The sequence below is a fragment of the uncultured Sulfitobacter sp. genome (genome assembly GCF_947500075.1).
Lineage (GTDB): Bacteria > Pseudomonadota > Alphaproteobacteria > Rhodobacterales > Rhodobacteraceae > Sulfitobacter.
Genome location: NZ_CANMQS010000006.1, coordinates 90,769 through 113,383, shown reverse-complemented (window position 1 = coordinate 113,383; position 22,615 = coordinate 90,769). Strand labels below are relative to the sequence as shown.

Annotated in this window: 23 protein-coding genes; 10 read left to right on the top strand and 13 right to left on the bottom strand. The window is 61.5% G+C overall.

Annotated features, from left to right (window positions below):
* Window positions 1-55 precede the first annotated feature (55 nt).
* Window positions 56-640, top strand: a complete 585-nt coding sequence (locus Q1A91_RS18245) for a DUF1285 domain-containing protein (RefSeq protein WP_299881390.1) — start codon at window positions 56-58, stop codon at window positions 638-640.
* A gap of 101 nt (window positions 641-741) precedes the next feature.
* Entirely contained in the window at window positions 742-963 is a 222-nt protein-coding gene (locus Q1A91_RS18240) for a DUF2798 domain-containing protein (protein WP_299880894.1), read from the top strand.
* 166 nt (window positions 964-1,129) lie between these two features.
* On the opposite strand, the gene Q1A91_RS18235 is transcribed toward Q1A91_RS18240, so the two are convergent.
* The 7 genes from Q1A91_RS18235 to Q1A91_RS18205 form a co-directional block, all read right to left on the bottom strand.
* Window positions 1,130-1,741, bottom strand: a complete 612-nt coding sequence (locus tag Q1A91_RS18235) for a PEP-CTERM sorting domain-containing protein (RefSeq protein WP_299880891.1) — start codon at window positions 1,739-1,741, stop codon at window positions 1,130-1,132.
* 109 nt (window positions 1,742-1,850) lie between these two features.
* Window positions 1,851-2,489 carry a glutathione S-transferase gene (locus Q1A91_RS18230; RefSeq protein ID WP_299880888.1) on the bottom strand — a complete coding sequence of 213 codons (639 nt, stop codon included), beginning with the start codon at window positions 2,487-2,489 and terminating at the stop codon, window positions 1,851-1,853.
* A 44-nt stretch (window positions 2,490-2,533) separates the two neighbouring features.
* Window positions 2,534-3,007 (bottom strand): GNAT family N-acetyltransferase, encoded by a 474-nt coding sequence (locus tag Q1A91_RS18225; RefSeq protein ID WP_299880885.1) that lies wholly within the window; start codon window positions 3,005-3,007, stop codon window positions 2,534-2,536.
* 67 nt (window positions 3,008-3,074) lie between these two features.
* Window positions 3,075-3,728 carry a Crp/Fnr family transcriptional regulator gene (locus Q1A91_RS18220; RefSeq protein ID WP_299880882.1) on the bottom strand — a complete coding sequence of 218 codons (654 nt, stop codon included), beginning with the start codon at window positions 3,726-3,728 and terminating at the stop codon, window positions 3,075-3,077.
* A gap of 442 nt (window positions 3,729-4,170) precedes the next feature.
* The gene (polA, locus tag Q1A91_RS18215) at window positions 4,171-6,963 is read right to left on the bottom strand and encodes a DNA polymerase I (protein WP_299880879.1); all 2,793 of its coding nucleotides are present in this window, start codon (window positions 6,961-6,963) and stop codon (window positions 4,171-4,173) included.
* Window positions 6,964-7,167: 204 nt separating this feature from the next.
* Window positions 7,168-7,347, bottom strand: coding sequence for a zinc-finger domain-containing protein (locus tag Q1A91_RS18210; RefSeq protein ID WP_299880876.1), 180 nt, complete (start codon window positions 7,345-7,347; stop codon window positions 7,168-7,170).
* A 74-nt stretch (window positions 7,348-7,421) separates the two neighbouring features.
* On the bottom strand, window positions 7,422-7,883 hold the full coding sequence (locus Q1A91_RS18205) for a DUF1203 domain-containing protein (RefSeq protein ID WP_299880873.1): 462 nt from the start codon (window positions 7,881-7,883) through the stop codon (window positions 7,422-7,424).
* Between the two features lie 157 nt (window positions 7,884-8,040).
* Here Q1A91_RS18205 and gpmI point away from each other — a divergent pair, with 157 nt between their 5' ends.
* Genes gpmI through Q1A91_RS18190 form a run of 3 tightly spaced genes read left to right on the top strand, consistent with a single transcriptional unit; the run spans window position 8,041 to window position 12,035 of the window.
* A complete protein-coding gene (gene gpmI, locus Q1A91_RS18200) occupies window positions 8,041-9,558 on the top strand; it encodes a 2,3-bisphosphoglycerate-independent phosphoglycerate mutase (RefSeq protein WP_299880870.1) in 1,518 nt (505 codons plus the stop codon).
* Between the two features lie 2 nt (window positions 9,559-9,560).
* Window positions 9,561-10,697: a peptidoglycan DD-metalloendopeptidase family protein gene (locus Q1A91_RS18195; protein WP_299880867.1), complete on the top strand. Its 1,137-nt coding sequence runs from the start codon at window positions 9,561-9,563 to the stop codon at window positions 10,695-10,697.
* A gap of 3 nt (window positions 10,698-10,700) precedes the next feature.
* Window positions 10,701-12,035, top strand: coding sequence for a S41 family peptidase (locus Q1A91_RS18190; RefSeq protein WP_299880864.1), 1,335 nt, complete (start codon window positions 10,701-10,703; stop codon window positions 12,033-12,035).
* 67 nt (window positions 12,036-12,102) lie between these two features.
* Here the strand turns inward: Q1A91_RS18190 and Q1A91_RS18185 are convergent, their stop codons facing one another.
* Together Q1A91_RS18185 and Q1A91_RS18180 are read right to left on the bottom strand one after the other, a co-directional pair.
* Window positions 12,103-13,494, bottom strand: a complete 1,392-nt coding sequence (locus Q1A91_RS18185; protein WP_299880861.1) for an FAD/NAD(P)-binding protein — start codon at window positions 13,492-13,494, stop codon at window positions 12,103-12,105.
* Between the two features lie 114 nt (window positions 13,495-13,608).
* A complete protein-coding gene (locus tag Q1A91_RS18180) occupies window positions 13,609-14,433 on the bottom strand; it encodes a helix-turn-helix domain-containing protein (RefSeq protein WP_299880858.1) in 825 nt (274 codons plus the stop codon).
* Window positions 14,434-14,521: 88 nt separating this feature from the next.
* Here Q1A91_RS18180 and Q1A91_RS18175 point away from each other — a divergent pair, with 88 nt between their 5' ends.
* Window positions 14,522-15,562, top strand: a complete 1,041-nt coding sequence (locus Q1A91_RS18175; RefSeq protein WP_299880855.1) for an alpha/beta hydrolase fold domain-containing protein — start codon at window positions 14,522-14,524, stop codon at window positions 15,560-15,562.
* Between the two features lies 1 nt (window position 15,563).
* Here Q1A91_RS18175 and Q1A91_RS18170 read toward each other — a convergent pair whose 3' ends face one another.
* Window positions 15,564-16,490 carry a DMT family transporter gene (locus tag Q1A91_RS18170; RefSeq protein WP_299880852.1) on the bottom strand — a complete coding sequence of 309 codons (927 nt, stop codon included), beginning with the start codon at window positions 16,488-16,490 and terminating at the stop codon, window positions 15,564-15,566.
* Window positions 16,491-16,808: 318 nt separating this feature from the next.
* Between Q1A91_RS18170 and Q1A91_RS18165 the strand changes: the two genes are divergently transcribed.
* The 3 genes from Q1A91_RS18165 to Q1A91_RS18155 all read left to right on the top strand — a co-directional run bounded on the left by Q1A91_RS18165 (window position 16,809) and on the right by Q1A91_RS18155 (window position 20,107).
* Window positions 16,809-17,513 carry a hypothetical protein gene (locus tag Q1A91_RS18165; protein WP_299880849.1) on the top strand — a complete coding sequence of 235 codons (705 nt, stop codon included), beginning with the start codon at window positions 16,809-16,811 and terminating at the stop codon, window positions 17,511-17,513.
* A gap of 192 nt (window positions 17,514-17,705) precedes the next feature.
* A complete protein-coding gene (locus tag Q1A91_RS18160) occupies window positions 17,706-19,094 on the top strand; it encodes a cytochrome ubiquinol oxidase subunit I (protein ID WP_299880846.1) in 1,389 nt (462 codons plus the stop codon).
* Between the two features lie 2 nt (window positions 19,095-19,096).
* A complete protein-coding gene (locus tag Q1A91_RS18155; protein WP_299880843.1) occupies window positions 19,097-20,107 on the top strand; it encodes a cytochrome d ubiquinol oxidase subunit II in 1,011 nt (336 codons plus the stop codon).
* 85 nt (window positions 20,108-20,192) lie between these two features.
* Here the strand turns inward: Q1A91_RS18155 and Q1A91_RS18150 are convergent, their stop codons facing one another.
* The gene (locus Q1A91_RS18150) at window positions 20,193-20,975 is read right to left on the bottom strand and encodes a hypothetical protein (protein WP_299880841.1); all 783 of its coding nucleotides are present in this window, start codon (window positions 20,973-20,975) and stop codon (window positions 20,193-20,195) included.
* Window positions 20,972-21,460: an RNA polymerase sigma factor gene (locus tag Q1A91_RS18145; RefSeq protein ID WP_299880838.1), complete on the bottom strand. Its 489-nt coding sequence runs from the start codon at window positions 21,458-21,460 to the stop codon at window positions 20,972-20,974. The genes Q1A91_RS18150 and Q1A91_RS18145 overlap by 4 nt, the downstream gene beginning before the upstream one ends.
* Before the next feature lie 136 nt (window positions 21,461-21,596).
* Here Q1A91_RS18145 and Q1A91_RS18140 point away from each other — a divergent pair, with 136 nt between their 5' ends.
* On the top strand, window positions 21,597-22,190 hold the full coding sequence (locus Q1A91_RS18140; RefSeq protein ID WP_299880836.1) for a YceI family protein: 594 nt from the start codon (window positions 21,597-21,599) through the stop codon (window positions 22,188-22,190).
* A gap of 44 nt (window positions 22,191-22,234) precedes the next feature.
* Here the strand turns inward: Q1A91_RS18140 and Q1A91_RS18135 are convergent, their stop codons facing one another.
* Window positions 22,235-22,603: a hypothetical protein gene (locus Q1A91_RS18135; RefSeq protein WP_299880832.1), complete on the bottom strand. Its 369-nt coding sequence runs from the start codon at window positions 22,601-22,603 to the stop codon at window positions 22,235-22,237.
* Window positions 22,604-22,615 lie beyond the last annotated feature (12 nt).

Here is a 22,615-nt window from a genome sequence, read left to right as displayed (position 1 = left end):
TGGACTATTTGGGTTCAGTGTAGATGTATCTCTTCTTGATGAAATGGCAAAAGCGATGAGTGGACAAAAAACCGTTACCCCGACCGCATCCAGTCTGGCGGCGTCTGCGCAGGCCGCGAAGGGGCGCGGATTGCCGCCGATTGAGAAATGGAACCCGCCGTTTTGCGGTGATCTGGACATGGAAATCCGCCGGGATGGCACCTGGTTCTATGAAGGCACGCCAATTGGGCGGATTGAGCTTGTTAAGCTCTTCTCAACGATACTGTTGCGTGAAGATGGCAAATATTTTTTGGTCACCCCTGTCGAAAAAGTAGGCATTCGGGTGGAAGATGCGCCCTTTGTCGCGGTGGACTTTGATGCGGTTGGCACGGGCGAGGACCAGCAATTGCGTTTTACAACGAATCTTGACGATGTGGCGATCGCAGGGCCCTCCCTGCCCATTCGGGTGGAGCGTGATGACGTGACCGGGGAGCCCTCGCCCTATGTTTTGATCCGGCGCAATCTGGAGGCGTTGATCGACCGCAAGTCGTTCTACCGATTGGTGGATCTGGGTGTGCATCATGACGGTTGGTTCGGCGTCTGGTCGGGTGGCCAGTTTTTCGAAATTATCCCATCTAAAGAGATGCTTGAGGAAGAATAGAGGCACCCGATGGCCGTGATTTGCACCTGCCGACAATTGACGGGATGCGGTGCGCGGTATAGCTGCGGCGACAGATGCGCCGACCGAAGGATGCCCCTGCCATGATCCCTGCCCGATTTGCCCCTGTGTTGTTCGGATTTATCCTGTCGGGACTGATGTCCTTCATGGTCTCCGGCATCTCAACCCTGCGGGTGATCGGGCTGAGTGACGGGTTTGTTGCAGCCTGGATCGGGTCATGGCTGCCAAGCTGGGCGGTTGCCTTTCCGGCGGTGCTGATTGTGGCGCCAATCACACGGCGTCTTGTGGCCAGATTGACCAAATAGCGCCCGTACGCCCCGATTTGGTTAATTCCGGGGATTCACAAAGCGTTAACCGCCGAAATATGTACACAACCTGTACACAGGTTGTGCACCGGCGGTGCACAAAGCCGGATTTTGGGCCAGATGTTAAGCGACCGTGCGATGGTTTGGGGTGACGGCAACAGGTGGATCAGGCGGGGGCAGCGCGCCGCTTTTTGCCGCGCATCTGGAGGCCGATCAGAGCGAGGGCGGAGAGAAGCAGCGGAAGTGTTGTGGGCAGGGGGACCTGGCTGACGAGGAAGGTGCCGACACCGTTGATTGCTTGCGTCCCGGAATTGCTGAATGCGTTCCCCCCGAAGAACCTGCCAGTCGGAGCCTGCCCTGATGGGTAGTTGATTTCGTAGAAAGGCTCGCGGAACACATTTCCATCATCTGCCCACCCCTGGCCGACCGTTTTTGGAACGCCGCCAACGGTAAAGCTGGCAGTGGTGCCCAGCAGATCGGTCAAGAGTGAAGCGGCATCAAAGTTCGTCGTTGTGTTGGGCACCTCGAACTGGCCGTCGAACCCGGCATTGAGGAACAACGTGACAACTTCGCCATGGGTGGCCATGCGAAAATTGGGAAACGCGGAAAGGGCAGCGTTGGGTGACAAGCCATTTGTCTGATCCAGATCGAGCCAGAGCAGGTTGGTTGCGAAATCGCGCATCGCAATGCCTTGATCGACCAGCGTTGTGGCCTGCGCGGATGGGGTCAGCGTCAGGCTGAGCAGCGCGGATGTGAGCAGAGTTTGAAAACGTGTCATGAAAAAGAGACCTCCTTGGGTGCAGAACGCGCTGCGCTTCGGGGGGATTCGATTTAAATTGTTTTGATGCAGCGCTGCGGCAGTGTTCTGCGGAAAGCTTAATGAAATCCTAATGCGCTTGGTGTGCGGTGGCGGGCAAGGTCACGGGGGCATCGCCGGGGGCCCAGATTGGGAATTTCGGCATGATGCGCGCAAAGGCATCGCTGTGCAAAAACCGGGCGAGCCAATTTTGCAGGTTGGGCCAGTCCTGTGCGTCAAACCATGGTTTGTCGATGAAGGCGAACTGCCGGACGAACGGCAGGATCGCGGCATCGGCGAGGGTGGGGTGGCCGAAGACATGCGTGGTGATCCGGGCGTTGAGATCGGAGAGGAAAGTGGCGGCCTCTGCCCGGTGGGTGATTGGGTCTTCATCCGGGTAGCGGGTGGCGTATTTGGTGCGGTCGAGCGCGTGTTTGAACGGGCCATCGCAGAGGTCGATCAGGGCGTGCCCTTCGGCAGGCATGTCCAACCAGCCCTCGGGATCGTGCTGCGCCAGCGCCCAGAGCATGATGTCGCGGCTTTCGTCGATGGTTTGGGTGTCGGTGACGAGGCAGGGCACCGTGGCGCTGGGGGAGGCGTCGAGGAAAGCCTTGGGTTTGGCCGCCAGCTTGACCTCGCGGAGGTGAACGGGGGTCAGGGCCACGTCAATGGCAAGGCGGGCGCGCATGGCGTAGGGGCAGCGGCGGAAGGTGTAGAGGATTGGGGGCATGGGGTGTGTTTCGTGATTTCCGAGGTGGTGAGTGCGTTCAGGGGTCAAGCCAATGGGGTTTTGTCCGTCACTTTCGACATTGTGACGGTTTCCTCTTCCGCAAAGAATTTCCGCGATCTCTCACTATATCCCAAGGCCGCATATAAGACAGTTGCGGAAAGGGAAGAAGAAACCTCAAGAGTAGCATGTCCTTCGCGCGCGGCGATCCGCTCCAATTCACATACCAAGGCTGTGCCGATCCCTTTTCGGTGCCAATCGGGCGAAACGAAAACAGACTTTATTTCAGCGCCTTGAAGCGCTCCTGTGCCAACAACCTTCCCTTCGGCGAGGGCGACCAGGGTCTGCCTTTGCGCTAACATTTCCCGAACTTTCGCAGTTGAAAAGTTCCGGACGAGGCGTTCAATTTCGGCCGGTGGATAGTCCTTTGCATTGACCTTCTCAATCGCGGCCCGGATCATGATACTGATGCCCTTGGCGTGGTCTTTGGTCGCTCTTTCAAGTGCATAGCCGTCGTTCATGTGCGGATCGTATCATTGGCGACACCCCAAGTCACGCAGGAGACCGGAGGGGCGTTGCCTGCCCCTCTCAGATCCCCGCTATCTCCCGCAGGGCGCCGTGGTTCAAGAGCTCCACCGACCCGCGCCCGGTTTTCAGGATGCCTTGCTTTTTCCAGTGCGACAGCACTTTTGACACCGCCTCCCGGGAGGCGCCGGCCAGTTCGGCCAGTTCGGAATGCGACAGTTTGAGGCTGCTTTTGCCCGCATCCGCCCGTGTGAAATGCAGCACCTTGCGGGCCAGCCGCTGGGGCAGGGGCATGAAGACGTATTCATGCAGCTGGGTGTTCATATACCGCATGCGCTGCCCCATCAGGCGCAGCAGTTCAAACGCCAGTGCGGCGTTGCCTTCGATGGCTTTTCTCAGATCGTGATGGCGCAGCCTGAGCAGGCGGCAGTTTTCCAGTGCAGTCGCGGAAGCGGTGCGGGCACCCGGATCGAACAAGGCGATTTCACCGAAGACCGCCCCGCTGGACAGAACATCCAGCCCCAGTTTGCGGCCATCTTCACAGGCCACGGAAAGCTCGACCCGGCCTTCGAGCAGCACATAGAGCGCATCGCCCTGATCGTGCTCTTCAAAGAGGGTTTCACCGGCGGGCAGTCTGACGGGTTTGGCCGCGGCCAACAGCACCGAGCGCAGGTCCCGCGATGCAATGTCTTCGAGAAGGTCAGCTCCGGCCAACATGAGACGCCTCCGATCCGCATGATGGCGCAGTGTAGCATATCTGTCCCCTGTGGGATGCAGGGAGAATTCCGGCTGGATGGGGGAGAAGATTTTGTGTTTGATTTCAGTGTGTTGCGGGTCTGGCGTGATGTGTGGGTGAGGAAATTGTCGGCTTTTGTGTCCCAGGTCACAGATCGGCCGAGCGACTTACGCTAGAACTGTGGCAGCAGCAGGAGAAAAAGAATGTCCCGTCATACGTCACATCAGATGAGCCCCAGACTTTCGCCACCGGTCATCGTGCTTCGGTCCGTCATGCGCTTTTTCCGTCAGTGCGCCGAAATGCAGATCAAGGTGGATAACTACCACTGAATAAACGGCCCGCGCGCGGCTTCTTCCGGAGGGCCAAGTGGTCTTGGTGCTGCGCGGGGCACAGCGGGGGCGGGTTATGCGTGATGCAGGTGCATCAATGCGCGGCCGCCCAATTCGCCCCCGTTCCAGCGTCCACTGTCAGCTTCACGTCCAGCTTCACCACCGGATCATTCGCGTTTTCCATCACCTCGCGGGCGGCAGCGATCAGGGCGTCTTCCTGCCCGTTTTCCACTTCAAACAGCAATTCGTCATGCACTTGCAGCAGCATCTTCGCAGGCAGGTCGGCGATGGCGTCCGGCATGCGGATCATTGCACGGCGGATCACGTCGGCGGCGGTGCCCTGAATGGGCGCGTTGATCGCGGCACGGGCGGCAAAGCCTGCGTGCGGGCCTTTGGCGGTGATGTTGGGTGTGTGGATCTTGCGACCGAAGAGGGTCTGGACGTAGCCGTGTTCCTTGGCGAAAGCCTTGGTGTCATCCATGTAGGTGCGGATGCCGGGGAAACGTTCGAAGTAGCGGTCGATGAAGCCCTGCGCCTCTGAGCGCGGGATGCGCAGGTTGCGCGCCAGACCGAAACCCGAGATGCCATAGATCACGCCGAAGTTGATCGCCTTGGCGCGGCGGCGGATGTCGGGGGTCATGTCCTCCATCGGGACGTCGAACATCTCTGACGCGGTCATGGCGTGGATGTCATCGCCGCGGGCGAAGGCTTCCTTGAGGGCCGGGATGTCGGCGATATGGGCCAGAATGCGCAGTTCGATCTGCGAGTAATCGAGCGCCACCAGCGTCTTGCCGGGTTCCGCGACAAAAGCCTCGCGGATGCGGCGGCCTTCTTCGGTGCGGATCGGGATGTTTTGCAGGTTGGGATCGGTGGAGGCGAGGCGGCCGGTGGAGGCACCCGCGATGGAGTAAGACGTGTGCACCCGGCCGGTGTCGCGGTTGATATGGTCCTGAAGCGCGTCGGTGTAGGTCGATTTGAGTTTGCTCAATTGCCGCCAGTCCAGCACGCGCGCGGGGAGTTCATGTTCGGTAGCGAGGTCTTCGAGCACATCGGCCCCGGTGGCGTATTTGCCGGTCTTGCCCTTTTTGCCGCCTTCCAGACCCATCTCATCAAAGAGGATTTCGCCGACCTGCGCGGGGGAGCCTACGTTGAATTTGCGACCGGCGAGTTCGTAGAGCTCATCCTCCAGCCCCGCCATTTTCTGCGCAAAGGCGTTTGACATGCGCGAAAGCGTGTCGCGGTCGACCTTGATGCCGGAGCGTTCCATGTCCGCCAGCACAGGCACCAGCGGACGTTCGAGGGTTTCATAGACTTTCGTGACCTGCGCCATGTGGAGTTGTGGCTTCAGCAATTGCCAGAGGCGCAGGGTGATGTCGGCATCCTCGGCGGCGTATTTGACCGCGTCTTCCAGCGGTACCTTGTCAAAGGTGATTGCGGATTTGCCGGAGCCGAGCAGGGGTTTGATCGGGATGGGCGTGTGATTGAGATAGCGCTCGGACAGGGCGTCCATGCCGTGGCCATGCAGGCCTGCGTGCTGGGCGTAGGACATCAGCATCGTGTCATCGAAGGGCGCCACCGTGATGCCGATCTGGGCAAAGATCTTGGCGTCATATTTCATGTTCTGCCCGATCTTGAGGATGCTGGCGTCTTCCAGCACGGGTTTGAGCATCTCAAGCGCGGTTTCCAGCGGCATCTGCCCTTCGGCCAGATCATCTGAGCCAAACAGATCATCACCGCGGTTGGCCTTGTGAATAAGCGGAATGTAGCAGGCGTGGCCGGGATTGACGGCAAGGGAGATGCCGACGAGATCGGCGGTCATCTCATCAAGGCCGGTGGTTTCGGTGTCCACGGCCACGTGGCCATGTTCATAGATCAGGTCGATCCAGTTTTGCAGGGCGGCCGCGTCTCCGACCTGCTCGTATTTCTGGGCATCAAAGGGGATCGCCTCAACATCCGGCGCGTCGGGCAGGGCGGGGGTGTCTTCGATGGCGGGCGCATCTGCTCCCAGCTGGTCTGCGATGCGCTTGGTGAGGGTGCGGAATTCCATCTCTGCCAGGAATGCCAGCAGCTTTTCGGGGTCGGGTTCGCGGACCTCAAGATCATCGAGGGTGAAATCAAGCGGGGTGTTTTCATCCAGCAGCACCAGACGGCGGGAAAGGCGGATCTGTTCGGCGTGGTCGATCAGGGTCTGGCGGCGCTTGGGCTGCTTGATCTCCTCGGCGCGCGCCAGCAGGCTTTCCAGATCGCCGTATTCGTTGATCAGCAGCGCGGCGGTCTTGATGCCGATGCCCGGCGCGCCGGGGACATTGTCCACGCTGTCGCCGGCCAGCGCCTGCACATCCACCACACGTTCGGGGTAGACGCCGAATTTCTCCAGCACCCCTTCGCGGTCGATGCGGTTGTTCTTCATCGCATCGAACATCTCAACGCCGTCACCGACCAGTTGCATCAGATCCTTGTCGGATGAAATGATGGTGCAGCGCCCGCCTGCGGCACGGGCCTGCACGGCGAGGGTGGCGATGATGTCATCGGCTTCGAACCCCTCCTTCTCCTCGCAGGCGATGTTGAAGGCATGGGTTGCGGTGCGGGTGAGCGGGATCTGCGGGCGCAGATCCTCGGGCATGGCTTCACGATTGGCTTTGTACTGGTCGTACATGTCGTTTCGGAAGGTGTGGCTGCCCTTGTCAAAGATCACCGCAACATGGGTGGGCGCATCGGGCCCTGCGTTGTCCTGCACATAGCGCTGCAACATGTTGCAAAAGCCCGATACCGCGCCAATCGGCAGGCCATCGGATTTGCGCGTGAGCGGCGGCAAGGCATGATAGGCGCGGAAAATGAACGCGGATCCGTCAATCAGGTGCAGGTGATGTCCTTTGCCGAATGCCATGTGCGTGCTCCCCTTCAAGTTGCCCCTTTCTGACACGAAGCCACAGGCGCTGCCAGTGGACATTGCGCGCTGTTGCTGCTTCCAAATGGTTCTAAAAACCCCCGCGGAGCGTTAAAATCTCTTTTGGCGGTCCAGAAGAGATTTCATGCCTCCGGCGGGGTTTTTAGAACCATTTGGAAGGGGCGGCGGGCGGGCCGTCCGGGATCAGACCTTGCCCTCAAAATCGGCGTGGACGAATTTGCAGTCGCAATAGCCGCATTCCACCCAGCCGGTGTCGCGTGGGATTTGCAGCCAGACGCGGGGGTGGCCCAAGGCACCTTCGCCGCCGTCGCAGGCGATGCGGTAGGCGTTCACGATCCGGGTTTCGGGCGCGTCTTGGGTCATGGCTCGTGTCCTTGGCTTTTGTGCTGCAGCCTATATGCCCAATGCGACCCGGCGCGACAAGGCATAGGCGCGGCTTAGCGGGTGATCCGGGCCAGATAGCAATTGTTTTTGGCCGAGCGGACATCGACGAATGCCACATGCGGGTCCTCCATCAACGTGGCGGCGCGACTGGTGATCTGATCGGACGGAGTGATGGCACCCGTGCCGTAGATGATGCGTTCGCGGGCGTCGTAGGCTTTGACCAGATAGGTGGGAGAGTTTGTGAGGACGGGGGGCAGGTCCGATGAGCCGCCGCCGCGCACGCAAGGGGCTGCGCAGAGGAAGATCGGGCCGCTTTCGGCGTAGGGGTGCAGTTCGGCGAAGGGGCGGTGGGCGAGGATCAGCATCTCGTCGCCCTCGGGCACGTTTTTCATGCAGTGGCGGCAGGGCATGCCAACGCCGATGGAGACGGCGCGCTCAGGCGCGTTGCCGTGGGCGTCGGTGCCGCCGTTTTGCAGGTCGCGGACAAGGTCGGTGGGGAGGGCGTGGATGTGCATTTTGTGCTCCTTTGGCTGTATTGCCCTGTTGTGGCGTGGTTGAGGGGCCTGACCAATCCGATTCATGCGCATCTTTCAGGCGGGAAAAAGGTTCACGCGGGCCCCAACTCAAGCTACAAGGCCCCAAAAACCAGGTCAGAGCAGAAAGAGCGCGTTGATGAGCCCGCCGAAACCGGTCGTGTTGTGTATTCTTGATGGATGGGGGTTGTCCGCTGAGCGGGAGGGCAATGCGCCTCTGCTGGCGGATACGCCGGTGTTTGACGGGTTGATGGCGGATTGCCCGAACGCGACGTTGATCACCCATGGTCCGGATGTTGGTCTGCCGCGCGGGCAGATGGGCAATTCGGAAGTTGGCCACACCAACATTGGCGCAGGCCGCGTGGTGGCGATGGATCTGGGCGCGATTGATCTGGCGATTGAGGAGGGGTCCTATGCAAAGAACCCGCGATTGCTTGATTTCATTGAGAAAGTACAGGGCACGGGGGGCGAGGCGCATCTGCTTGCCGTTGTCTCGGACGGTGGGGTGCATGGGCATATCAGCCATTTGATTGCGACGCTGAAGGCATTGGATGCTACGGGTGTGCGGAGCGTTGTGCATGCCGTGACCGATGGCCGTGACGTGGGGCCGCGCACGGCGTTGGGGTATCTGGAGACGCTGGTCGAGGCGCTGCCGGACAGTGCGCGGATCGGGACGGTGAGCGGGCGGTATTATGCGCTGGACCGGGACAACCGCTGGGACCGGGTGGCCAAGGCGGTGGCGGCGATCCTGTCGGGAGACGGGGTGCGGGCTGAGAGCGCAGCAGCGGCGGTTGAGGCGTCTTATGCGGGTGATGTGAGTGATGAGTTCATCTTGCCTGCGGTGTTGCCGGGGTATGAAGGCGTTCAGGATGGCGATGCGCTGTTTTGTCTGAACTTCCGCGCGGACCGGGCGCGGGAGATCATGGCAGCCTTGGGCGCGCCGGATTTCGATGCCTACGCGGTCGGGGCAAGGTCTGATTGGGCGGCGTTGATGGGGATGGCCGAATACTCAACCGCGCATGCCGCCTATATGACCACGATGTATCCCAAGCCGGAGATTGTGAACACGCTGGGCGCCTGGGTCGCAGGCAAGGGGTTGCGGCAGTTCCGGATTGCCGAGACGGAGAAATACCCCCATGTGACCTTCTTTCTGAACGGCGGTGTGGAGGTGCCGGAGAAGGGTGAGGACCGGTTCATGCCGAAGTCACCCGCTGTGGCGACCTATGATTTGCAGCCTGAGATGTCCTCTGCCGAGGTGACCGACAGGCTGATCGGGGCGATTGAAGCGGGCTATGACCTGATCGTGGTGAATTATGCGAACCCCGATATGGTCGGGCATACCGGTGATCTGGCGGCGGCGATGGCGGCCTGTGAAGCGGTGGATGCCGGTTTGGGCCGGGTTGTGGCTGCTTTGGAAAAGGCGGGCGGTGCGATGGTTGTGACGGCGGATCATGGCAACTGCGATGTGATGATTGATCCCGAGACCGGCGGGCCGCATACCGCGCATACGCTGAACCCGGTGCCGGTGGCGCTGGTGGGCGGACCCGAGGGCGCGCATCTGAAGGACGGGCGGCTGGCGGATCTGGCACCGACGGTGCTGCATCTGATGGGGATCGCACCGCCACCGGAGATGACCGGGGAGTGTTTGATCCGATGAGGATGCGGTTGGCAGTGGCGGCTCTGGCCGTTGTCGCGATGATGCCGGGGGCGTTGATGGCCCGCAGCGAGATTGCCGCGCAGGCGCGGGAAGCGGCGGCGGCGTTGGAGGAAGCGTCCCTGAGCCTTGATGCCGCAGATGGGGCACGGGACCGGGTGCGGGCGCTGACCCAGACCATACAGGCGTTCGAGACCGGGTTGACCGCGATGCGCGAGGGGTTGCGGCAGGCGGCGATCAATGAGGCGCAGTTGAGCCAGAAATTGCAGTCGCGCGACGCGGAAGTGGCAGAACTGCTCGGCGCGTTACAGAGCATTGGGGCGGAGGCATCGCCGGTGATCCTGCTGCACCCGCAGGGGCCGATGGGGACGGCGCGGGCAGGCATGTTGCTGGCAGAGCTGACACCGGCGCTGAACAAGCAGGCCGATCAGCTGCGCCGTGATCTGGAGGATGTGCAGACCCTGCGGACCTTGCAGGTGGATGCGGCAATACGGATGAAAGACGGGCTGACCCAGATACAGCAGGCGCGTGCGGCGCTTAATCAGGCGATGGCGGACCGCACGGATTTGCCGCGCCGTTTCACCGCAGATCCGGTGCGCACGGCGATCCTGATTGCGTCGAGCGAAACGCTGGAGGGTTTTGCCAGCGGCTTGTCGGAGATCGCAACGGATGCAATTGCGCCGGGGCCGATCACGCTGGAAGGGCAGATTGGCGCGCTGGCTTTGCCGGTGCAGGGGATTGTGCTGCGCCGGACAGGCGAAGCGGATGCCGCAGGCGTCAAACGTCCCGGCATTATCGTGGCCACACATCCGCGCGCCATTGTCACCACGCCCACGGCAGCCACCATCCGCTATACCGGGCCGCTGCTGGATTTCGGCAATGTCGTGATCCTGGAGCCACGGGCGAACACGCTGTTTGTGCTGGCGGGACTGGAGACGGTTTACGGCGAAGCGGGGCAGGTGATTGCGGCGGGCACACCGATTGGGCTGATGGGCGGTGACGTGCCGGAAAGTGGCGATAGATTGTCACCCCTTCGTGAAGGGTCTGGTCCTGAGCGTTCAGAAACGCTCTATATAGAAGTAAGAGATAATACGACCTCACAGGATCCACTGGATTGGTTCCGAACGGACAAGGATGAGTAGGGAATGAAAAAGTTTGTAATGGCCGCATTGGGCGGCACGGCTGCGGGTGTGATTGCCACCACGCAGATCGCGGGGCCGCTGCTGGCGCAGGAAACCGCGAAGACGGAAAATGTCTATGAGCAGCTGGATCTGTTTGGCGACATTTTCGAGCGCATCCGCGCGCAATACGTGGAAGAGGTGGAAAGCAGTGATCTGATCGAAGCGGCCATCAACGGCATGCTGACATCGCTTGACCCGCATTCCAGCTACCTCAGCCCCAAGGACGCCGCCAAGATGCGGGAACAGACCCGCGGTGAGTTCGGCGGTCTTGGCATTGAGGTCACGCAGGAAGACGGTTTTGTCAAAGTCGTCTCGCCCATCGACAGCACGCCTGCCGCCGAAGCTGGGATCGAAGCGGGGGATTTCATCACCCATGTGAATGGCGAGAGCCTGTTGGGTCTGTTGCTGGATGATGCGGTGGAGCTGATGCGCGGGCCGGTGGGGTCGGAGATTGTGATCACCGTGGTGCGCGAAGGCGAGCCGGAGCCGTTCGATGTCTCCATCATCCGCGACACCATTCAGTTGCAGGCCGTGCGCGCGCGGCTGGAAGGCAACACCGCTGTGCTGCGTCTGAGCACCTTCAATGAGCAGACCTATCCGAAGATGAAAGAGGGGCTGGAAGCGCAGTTTGAAGCGGCAGGGGGTGCGGACAACATCAATGGTATCGTTATTGATCTGCGCAACAATCCGGGCGGATTGCTGAACCAGGCGATTGCGGTGTCGGATGCCTTCCTTGAAAAAGGAGAGATCGTGTCGACCCGTGGCCGCGCGCTGGAAGATGGCGACCGGGTGAATGCGACGCCGGGCGATCTGTCTGGTGGCAAGCCGATTGTGGTGCTGATCAACGGGGGGTCGGCCTCGGCTTCCGAGATTGTGGCGGGGGCGTTGCAGGATCACCGCCGCGCGGTGGTCATTGGCACCAAGAGCTTTGGCAAAGGGTCGGTGCAGACGGTGATGCCGCTGCGCGGCAATGGCGCGATGCGGCTGACCACGGCGCGGTATTACACGCCGTCAGGCCGGTCCATTCAGGCGCTGGGCGTGTCCCCCGACATCGTCGTGGCACAGCCCCCCGCCCGCGTTGAGGAAGAGGCGGAGGATACGCCCCGCCGCCGCTCCCGGTCAGAGGCCGATCTGCGCGGCAGCCTGAACAACGACAGCCTGACCGAAGACGAGATCAAGCAGATCGAAGAGGATCGTGCGAAGGCGGAGAAAGCCGCAGAGCTGCGGGAAGAGGATTATCAGCTGGCCTATGCCATTGATATTCTCAAAGGTCTGTCGGCGCTTGGGCCGAGCGACTGATCTGCATTTGAAGTGATTGATGAAAAGGCCCGTCTTATTGGCGGGCCTTTTTGATTGCATCCGTCGTCTACTGTGTCGCGGCGAGTTTCTGCATGCTGGAGAAGGCGGGCATCGACAGCGCCTTTATGCGGTTATAGATTTCCTGCACTTCCGGATCCGAGCGGTCCACTTCGCGGCCTGCGCGGCCAAAGCCGTCAAGGCGGCAGGTGGCGATCCAATCCTTGATCCGGGGGTTCTGCGACCAGTTGAACTGGTTCATGGCATTGGCAAGTTGTGACACGACCCAGCTGTGGACCGTGTCGGTCATCGGTACGGGGATGGCCAGCGCGTTCCTGGCCTTGTTTGTCTCAAAGCTCGCTTCGATTTTGGCGATCAGGGCGGCGCTGAATGTTGGCTGGTAGAGGCGGATCATTTGCAGGGCGATCTGGTCCTCCTGAAAGATCGGCCAAGTGTTGGAGTGGCCAAGGGCGCGCGCGGTACAATCGACATAGAGGGAGCCCGCGGGCGCGGGACAGCTGCCGCCGGCCAGGTCCAAGCTGCCCGGTTCGATCCCGGTGACATGGCCCATACGCAGGATGTCACGGACTTCGCGCAGCCGGTGGAGTTCTGCCGTTGAGACGGTTGGCCCGTGCATGATCTCCGGGCGCACGTTTGGATCAAGGCGCATCCACAGGTTTGCGGCTTCCAGTCTGTCGGCAAGATCATCCATGGAGGTGGCCTGGGTCACGGCTTCCATCTGGCGCATGGTGCCGCCGTAGCTTTCCCGGTAGAACGCGCCGCTGGGCTGGGTGAAGGCGCGGTTGATCATCCAGGGATCGCGCGGCACGATCCAGCGGATCTGTTCGGCGTCCGCGCCATTCTCCAGCAGCCAGATGACACTGTCCATCGCGGTCTTGCCCGCGCCGAGGATGGTGAAATGGCCGTGCTGAGGGGCGATGCGCGGCAGCGTGTTGGGCGGGATACAGGCCACCCCCTCGGCCACGTCGAATGTGCGCTGGTGGGTCAGGGGGATGCCGTTTTCCAGCAATCTGGCGTCCACGAACCGGTGGCGCACATCGATTTGGGTGGTTTTGTTTGAGAGCAGGTGCCGCACCTCCCCGCCGCCCAGATGTTCGGACATGGGCAGGAAGCGGACGCGCCCCGATTGCAGCAGCCGGTCTTTCATCACCGTATGGAAATAGGTGGCGACCTCCTGACCTGATGCCAGTTCTTCATAGCCTTTGTTGAGGCCTGTCGTGTCGAGCATGGCACGGCCCAGATCGCGGGATGCAACGCCATAATAGGATGAGGGTTGGTGCAGTCGGACGTATGGATAGGCGTCGTTCCAATGGCCGCCCGGTTTGTCGCGTTTGTCCACCAACGTGATATGCGCGTCCGTTTCGGCAAGCAGCGTGTCGGCAAAGGACAGCCCCGAAGCGCCCGCCCCAGCGATCAGATAATCGGTTTCAAACCTGTTCATGCCGCGCTCCCTGATGGTGTGTGATCCTGCCTGCCCGTACAGGATAGAGGCACAGTTTCGACGTGGGGGAAAGCGGTCTTGCGTGACAGGCGGGTCAGAGACAGAGGCGCTTGGTCAGAACATCTCTCCCAGCAGGCGGTAGCACCAGAAGGGTTCATCATGTTGAATGGCCCGGTTCAGGCGGGCGGGGGAGAAGCCGGTGGCACGTCTGACAGCGCGGCCCATGTGGGATTGATCGGCATAGCCTGCCTCATGGGCGATCTCTGCCAATGGGGCGCCGGTGTTGCGGTGTAGGATGCCCTGAAGGGTTTCGATGGCGCTGAAGAATTCCAGCGTGCGGCGGGTCTGGCCGGTGAAGCGCTGCATGCGGCGTTCGACGCTGCGCAGGCTGCGGCCTGAACCGGTGAGGGCGGCGCGGGTGGTGATCCCCTTGACCCAGTCGGTGACGTTTGTGGCGCGGTGCCATGGCGTCGGGCGGGCCTGCGTCCAGTGGGGCACGAGGGTGTCGCAAACGCCCTGCCAGCCGGTTTCGGGGTCGGGTGCCGCGTCAAAGCAGGCGAGGGCGCGGGCAAGGGGCGGGGGCACGTCAGAACAGGCGGGATCGCCCCCAAGTGTCCGCCAGGCATCGGGGTAGATGCCGAGGGTCAGCGCCTCCACATCGCCGGGAGACCAGCTGGTGACGGGGGTTTCCTGCGGGGGCATGGCGGTGAGGCGCGGCAGGCTGGGGCAGTGGTGTGCGGCAGTCCAATCGGCACCCGGCGGCAGGATGTGCAGGCTGCCATGGCGGATCAGGGTCACGGTGGCCATGGGAGAAGCCGGGAAGTAGTTGGTGCGGTCCGGCGCGCTGAGCCCGGCCCCGCGCGTGTTGCGGTAGACGCCGACCAGCAGGCAGCCGAACAGGGCAGGGGGCGGCAAAAACAATCTGGCTATCGGTTCCATCGACACCCTTCGCATGTGACGCAATCCTTCTATATTGGAGCGCCAGGGGGAGGCAATGAGTGTGGGTGTCCAGATAAAGGAAACCCCGATGGCCAAACTTTCATTTGCAGGCCCCGTTTTGCTGCGGCTGCGCAGCCTTGCCCGGATCAGCCATATCGCGATTGCAACGGCGCTGCGCCACGCCCTTGGCCGCCGCATGGCGCCTGACTGGGACGCGCAGATGGAGACGGGCATCCGGTTTGTCCGGCATCAGTTCACGCGGGCCATGGCCGGCGGCGACATGGCGCGGGGGCGTTTGCTGTTCGACAGCCTCCAGCCTGAAACGGACGATGTGTATGACGTCCATGTGCGACCCGCAGCGGGGTTCAGGGCCAAATGGTATGTCCCTGCACAGCAGCGCAGGGAGGTTGTGCTGCTTTACTTCCACGGGGGTGGCTATGCGTTTCATGGCGGGGTGAGCGCGCGCTATGCGCAGATGCTGGCCCACCGCACAGGCGCGCGGGTGTTTGCGCCGGACTACAGGTTGACGCCGGAACATCCGCACCCCGCGCAGGCGGAGGATGCGATGGCGGCCTGGGCCTATCTGACTGCCGAGGTGCCTGCCGACAGGATCGTGGTGGCGGGGGACAGCGCGGGTGGACACATGGCGTTGATGCTGTTGCAGGCGCTCAAGACGGCGGGGGAACGGCAACCGGCCCTCTGTGCCGGGTTCTGCCCCTGGACGGACATCGGGGACCGGGGTGCGAGCCTGCGGGAGAATGACAGATATGATCTGGTGCAGGGGTGGATGGCTTTGCAGTTTGGCCAGTGGCTGGACCCGGAAGAACGGTTCGGACGGGAGGCTCTGTCCCCGATTGCACAGGATTACGAAGGCCTTGCCCCGATGTATCTGCAAGCAGGCGGTCGCGAGGTGCTGCGCGATATGATCATCGAGTTTGCCCAGAAGCAAAAGGCGCTGGGGGCGGAGGTGACGCTCGACCTGTGGGGGGACATGCCGCACAACTTTCAGGCCTATGACAGTTTGCATCTGTCCTCCGCGCAGGCGCTTGAGCGGTTGAATGCCGCGATAGACGCCTATGCAGGCGGGGGCGGCGCGCTGGCACCGCTGGCGGGTGTGACGGTGGATTAGATCACCGCTTTGCCGCGCGCGCGATGACGGTGGTCACGGTCCGGGTTGATCTGCTTTGGGTGACGGCAATGGCGGTCAGGATCAGGACGCAGCCAATGGCTTGCGAAGCGGTGATCGCCTCCTGAAAGGCGAAAAAGCCGATGGCGAACATTGTGGGCAGTTCAACGCTGCCGATCACGGCAGTGCGGGTGGTGCCGATGAGGGGAGAGCAGATGGTGTAGATCAGCTGCGGGATCAGCGCGGTGACCAGACCGATGCCGGCAATCAGCATCCATTGCTGGCGGCCCGATGGCAGTACTTCGGCCATGTCGGAGGTCAGGATGAGCGGTGCCAGCCCGATGACGGAGCCAAGAGAGACAGAAGAAATGCGCGCCAATGGCGGCAGACGGGACAGCCGGTGGACCAGCACGCAGATGCCAAAGCCAAACCCGAAGGGGGCGGCCAGCGACAAGAGCAACGTCGGCAGTTGTTCGGCCGGAACGGAGGCTGGCCCGCCTGCAATGGCTGCCGCGAGGATGATGAGCGTTGAAGCAAGGAGGCTGCGGCGCGTCGGCCCTTCGCGGAACAGCACCCACGCAATGAGCACGGTGAACACCGGGTAGGTCATGTAGAGCACGCCGACGGTGGAGGCCGGGACCGTTTCAAGCGCGCTGACATAGCCGATCCACCCCATGCCCATCACCGCCCCGGCGCCCATCCCCCAGAGGATTTCGCGCCATTGCGACAGATACCGCAGGGTCACCGGCAACAGCAGCATGGCCGCCAGAATGTAGCGGTAGAACGCGATGGCATAGGGGGCGAGGCCCTGATCCGTCAGGCCACGGCTGAAGAGCGGGACAAAGCCAAAACAGATGGACGCAAACAGGACGCCAAGTGCGGCAAGTGCATAGGGCATTGAAGGTTCAGCCGGGATTTCGGTGGTGTCCATGTTTGAGGCCTATCACGGCTTTGGTGATCTGCAATCTGTTACTTGATCCGTTGGGCAGGTCATGCGGCCTGCGTTGGGTAGGGGGCAGATCTGTGTTGCGACCTTCAGCGAAGGCCGTGCTCCAAAATCCGCTCATCATGCCCTGAACGGGCGAAAGCGCGCCGGATTCTCGTAAAAAGATGTATGATAAGCGTACCATTCGTGTTGGCTTCGGCCATTTTTTGATTTTTATTTTATTTTGGAGTTTACGATATGGAAGTTTCATCCTTTGAATTAATCTATAAACCTCAATCCCCTAGCGGTGCCGCGGATACGGTCTTGCAGGGCTATTTTCTGAACATCACGAATCTGGAAGACACGCAGCTGACGTTTCAGGTGAATTTTGTCACCTCGTCGGTCACGGACGCGGATCGCAGTCTGGCGAACAACACAATCGCCTTCATCGACACGCCAAATGTGAACAACACACCTGCGACGCTGGTGGGCGGGCTGACGGCGCCGTCCTTTGTGTTGAACCCCAGCGTCACGATTGCGCCCAATGAGACGGCCAAGATTGCGGTGCTGCCCAGTGATCCGTTTCCGGCTCCCGTGGGGCCTGCGAATTTTGAGGCGAGGGGATATGTCACGCTGCGCCTGCGACCGGTGATCGTGTTTGACGGCGTCGGGATCAGTTTGCAGCCGCAGTTGGACCGGCCCGCACGGGTGCTGCTGACCCCGCAGAACCGCGCGACCTATTTCGATGTGAACGGCGACATCAACGATCAGACGCAAGCCGGGCTGCCGACAGGGTCGGGTGCTGCCATTGATGAGGTGGAGCCTGAGAGTTTCTTCAGCTTCCTGCCGGGTGGTGGATTTTCTGCGAGTCTGGCGGAGTTGCAGGCGGCCGAGATGCCGGAGTTTGAAGAACGCGATCTGGCGATGATGCTGATGGCGGTTTCTGCGTCGGACCTGAGCCTGCGGGAGGTGAATGCCAGCCTGAAGAAAGCAGGCGTGGGCATGGCGTTGGAAAAGCGCAAACTGTAACGGTCTGTTCCGTTTGATCGGTCATTGGTCTGCCCGGCTGACAAGGTTGGGCAGGCCTTTTGTCTGGACGGGGGACAGAGGTGTTTCGCGCCGGGCAAGCGGCGTTGCACCTATTGTCGCAGTGCCTTTTTTTCATGCGGTTTGGGGATACCTATCATCTGACAGTTATGAATTTCGGTTTTGGAGTTTCCGGTGGACACACTTCTCCTCTCGCGCATCCAGTTTGGTGCAAATATCTCGTTTCACATCCTGTTCCCCACGATCACGATCGCATTGGGGTGGGTCTTGCTGTTCTTCCGGCTGCGGTTCACCGCGACGGGCGAAAGCAAGTGGATGGATGCCTATATGTTCTGGGTCAAGGTGTTCGCCCTGTCCTTTGCCATGGGCGTTGTGTCCGGGATCACGATGTCCTTCCAGTTTGGCACCAACTGGCCGGGGTTCATGGAGATTGTGGGTAACGTGGCCGGGCCGCTGCTGGCCTATGAGGTGATGACGGCCTTCTTTCTGGAGGCGGTGTTCCTTGGGATCATGTTGTTCGGTGCCTCTCGGGTGAAGCCCTGGGTGCATACGCTGGCGACGTTTCTGGTGGCCTTCGGCACCACGATGTCGACCTTCTGGATCATTGTTCTGAACTCCTGGATGCACACGCCGCAGGGGTATGAGATCATTGACGGTGTGGTGCATGCGACAAGCTGGTGGGAGATCGTTTTCAACCCGTCGATGCCCTATCGGTTCATTCACATGATGCTGGCGTCGGGTCTGACGGTGGCCTTCCTGATCGCGGGCATTTCCGCCTTGCGCATGCTGTGGGGGGATCGCGGTGAAGACGTGAAGACCGCGCTGCGCGTGGGGATCATCACGGGCGCGAGCCTGATCCCGTTGCAGATCCTGGCGGGGGATTTCCACGGGCTGAACACGCTGGAATACCAGCCCGCAAAAGTCGCCGCGATGGAAGGGAACTGGGACACCGGGCCGAACATTCCGCTGGTGCTGTTTGCCATTCCCGATGAGGAAGCGCGGGAGAACCGGTTCGAGATCGCCATTCCGAATGGTGCGTCGCTGATCCTGAAACACAAGGCCAGCGGCGTGGTTCCGGGGCTGAACGACTTTGTCAGCGAGGACGGAGAAGTGCTGCACCCGCGCGTGGCACCGGTGTTCTACAGCTTCCGGGTGATGGTGGGCATTGGCATGGCGATGCTGCTGCTGTCCTGGGCCGGCGTGTGGATGCTGCGCCGCTATGGGGCCGGGCACATGCCGACGCTGCCGCTTTATGCCTTCTGCGCGATGAGCTTCAGCGGCTGGATTGCCACGCTTGCAGGCTGGTACACCACGGAAATTGGCCGCCAGCCGTGGCTGGTGCAGGGCGTCCTGTCGACCAAAGACGCGGTGAGCGACGTGCCTGCGGGCATGGTTCTGGGCACGCTGATTGGCTATCTGGTGGTCTATGCGGTGCTGATTGTGGCCTACATCGGGGTGATCACCTATCTGGCACGCAAGGCCACGCGGGGGGAGCCCTATTCCACCCGCGGCTATCCGCGACGGGGTGAAGCCAACGTTGCCGCTTTGCAGCCAGGAGAATAGGCATGGATTACTTTGGAGACCCCGCTGTTTGGCTGCCGTGGACGTTCGCGGCGCTGATGGGGCTGTCGATCCTGATTTACGTTGTACTGGATGGGTTTGATCTGGGTGTGGGATTGCTGATGCCCTTGGCGGAGGAGGATCAGAAGGATCGGCTTGTCGCCTCAATCGGGCCGTTCTGGGATGCGAACGAGACGTGGCTGGTGCTGGCCGTGGGGCTGTTGCTGGTGGCGTTTCCGCCTGCGCATGGGGTGATCCTGACGGCGCTGTATCTGCCCGTGTTCGTGATGCTGATCGGGTTGATCCTGCGCGGGGTGTCGTTCGAGATGCGCGCCAAAGCCCCGATTGCGCAGAAGCGCATGTGGAACGGCGCGTTCTTTGCGGGGTCTTTGATGGCCTCGCTCAGCCAGGGGTTCATGTTGGGCATGTACATCATGGGTCTGACCTGGACATTGCCGCACGTGGGTTTTGCGCTGCTGACGGCGGTGTTCCTGACGGTGGGGTATAGTTTCATCGGGGCCGCGTGGCTGATCTGGAAAACCGAAGGGGCGTTGCAGGAACGCGCCATTGGCTGGGCCAAGGGCGGGATCTGGGGGCTTGTTGCAGGTATTGCGGCGATTTCACTCGCGACACCGTTTGTCAGCGTGCGGATTTTTGACAAATGGTTCAGCTGGCCTGAGATGCTGTACCTGTCGCCGCTGCCGATCCTGTCAGCGGCGCTGGTGGGGTTCCTGTGGTGGAAGCTGTCGCGCTTGCCGTTCCGGGACGATCAGTGGGCGTGGACGCCCTTTGCGGCAGCAACGGGCCTGTTCACGCTGGCCTATGGCGGGATGGCCTATTCGTTCTATCCGTATGTGGTGCCGGAGAAGATCACCATTTACGAGGCCGCGTCCGCACCGGAGAGCCTGTTCATCATCCTGCTGGGGACGTTGTTCGTGCTGCCAGCGATTTTGGGGTACACGGTGCTGTCGTATTACATCTTCCGGGGGAAGGCGACGGCGTTGCGGTATGATTGACGTGGTCCGCCGTAGGGTGCGCATTCATTGCGCACCAATGCGTGCGGGGTGATTGAAGGGGGGCGCCGTGAATGCGCACCCTGCATCAGATCACCGCTTGAACCTGTGCTGACAGCGCCTCAACCACCTCTGCATCGGTGCCCCCGATCAGCAGGTAACCCACGCCGTTTTCCACCCAGCTGACCCCGGTCAAACCATGGCTCTGGGTGGTTTTGGCACCGCGATCTTCACCGGAGACGGCGGTGACGCAGAGCGCGAATGGTGTGCCGTCGGCAGACAGATACGCCATTTGCAGCAGAGGTTTGCCTTTGAAACCCAGCATCTGCGCGCGTTTGAAATCCAGGGCGGCGACGTCTGTGGCCGGGGCCATGGCGACGCCGAGAGCGGATTGGGCCTGTGCCAGAACGGCGCTGGTTTCTGCCGCGTTTGGCATCGCATCGGCAAGTGTCTCCGTCACATAAAGCGCTTGATAGGAGGCGATGGAATCGATCCAGCCACCGGTGGCCGCGACGGGCAGGGGCGGCGCGTCGGGGCGCACGATGGGGGTGATCCAGACGCCCGCTGCGAAAGAGGCCGCGATGGCGGCGGGCATCAGCCAGGAGGAAATCACGCCACGTTTGGCAGGTGCTGTGGGCTGTTGTTCGGGTGCGGCGAGGAGGTGGGCAGGCAGGGCGGGCGCGCCCAGCAGCGCGGGGTCCATGGCGCGGCCAATGTCCGCCAGCGGGATGTCGAGCGCCATCAACCGCGCGCCCAGATCGGCATCGGTTTCGAGCGCTGCATCAATCGCAGCCGCCCTCTCCGCGTCCAGCGCGCCATCCAGATAACCGGTCAGATCGGCATCTGTGAACTGTGTTTCATGCCCACTCATGGCATTGCGCTCCTCTCCGGGAAAGCCCCGGCGATTGTCTTGCGGGCTGCGGCGAGCCTGCTCATCACGGTTCCGATGGGCACGTCCAGCATCTGGGCGGCCTCTTTGTATGCGTACCCCTCTACGTAGACCAGCATGACGGTTTCCCGCTGGCTTTCAGGCAGAGCCCCTATCGCATTAAACACTTCACCCAGATAAATATTCGCATCTGCCGAAAATTCCGGTGACACAAGGTCGGCGTCCTCAACCGGCACCAGACCGTTGCCGCGCCGGACAGTCTGTGCGCGCATTTCATTCAGCCAGATGCGCCGCGCCATGGTCAGCATCCAGCGGTCCAGATGGGTGTCGGGGTCAAATTGTTCGGCGCGGTCGAGCGCGCGTTCACAGGTGCGCTGGGCCAGATCATCCGCGCCTGCACGGGTCCCGGACAGGCTGAGCGCGAAGCGCCAGAGGCGGGGGTAGACCGCCTCCAACCCTGCGGCCACATGGTCACGCGCCGATTTTTTCGATCCCAGGCGAATAAACCCGCTCCCTTGGGTGTTGATAGATCAGCGGGGCCAAAAACCCTGCCGGGGTGCGCGGTGGTCGCGCATATGTCCAACATTAGGGGAGGGATTGCCCGTGCACAAACTCAAAACATTGGCATTGGCCGGGTTGATCACAGCGATAGGCGGTTTTGCGTCGGCAGAAAGCTGGACGTTGAACGGCGATGCGTCGCGCGTGGCGTTTGGGTCGGTGAAGAGCGACAGCAACGGTGAGGTGCATCATTTCAGCGGGCTCAGCGGCAGGGTGAGCGCGGAGGGGGCGGTATCCCTTACCATTGATCTGGCGTCGGTGGAGACGAACATCGACATCCGCAACGAGCGCATGATCGAATATGTGTTCAAGAACGCGCCGAAAGCGGAAATCGCGGCTCAGATTGATATGGCGGAGGTTGCCGATCTTGCTGTCGGCGAAAGCACCGTCCTTGAGGCGGATGCGGCTTTGACGTTGGTCGGTTCAGAGGTTGAGCTTTATGCGGACATGTACATTCTGCGCCTGAGCGAAGACAGGGTCATGGTCAGCACAAACGACATGATCATGCTGAGCATGGAAGATGTGGGCCTGATGGCGGGCATCGACAAGCTGATGGAACTGGCGGACCTGCCGGGGATCACGCGGGTCTCACCGGTGACCCTGCGTCTGGTGTTTGATCTGGGTGAGCAAAAGGCCTGATCCGGGAGCTGCCCCGCTTTCGGGCGGGGCGGTCACCGTGAGGGTCAGCTGGTTTCGAGGCAGTGGCGGCGGAAGGCGCGTTTGAGCATGTCAAGTTCAGCGCGCAAGAGGTCCATTTCGGCGCGGATGTCGTCGCCCATGACTTCTCCGGCCATCAGGGTGATATGCCCCAGTTGATCGCCGCTGGCCGTGTCGGTGATGATCAGGGTCTGCACCCCATCGGCAATCGCCTCTGACGGGATGGGGATTTCGAGGGCCCATTTGCCCGGTGTGTCATCCGCAGTGAGGGTGACGCCATCGACCGTTTGGTTCAGGTGCGTGACATTGATCTGTGGTTCGTCCACGGCATTGGTGATCTGGCCCTGCCACCGGCCCTGTTGGATCTTGGTCTTTGTCAGGAGCAAATTGGTCATACCGGGTCCTTG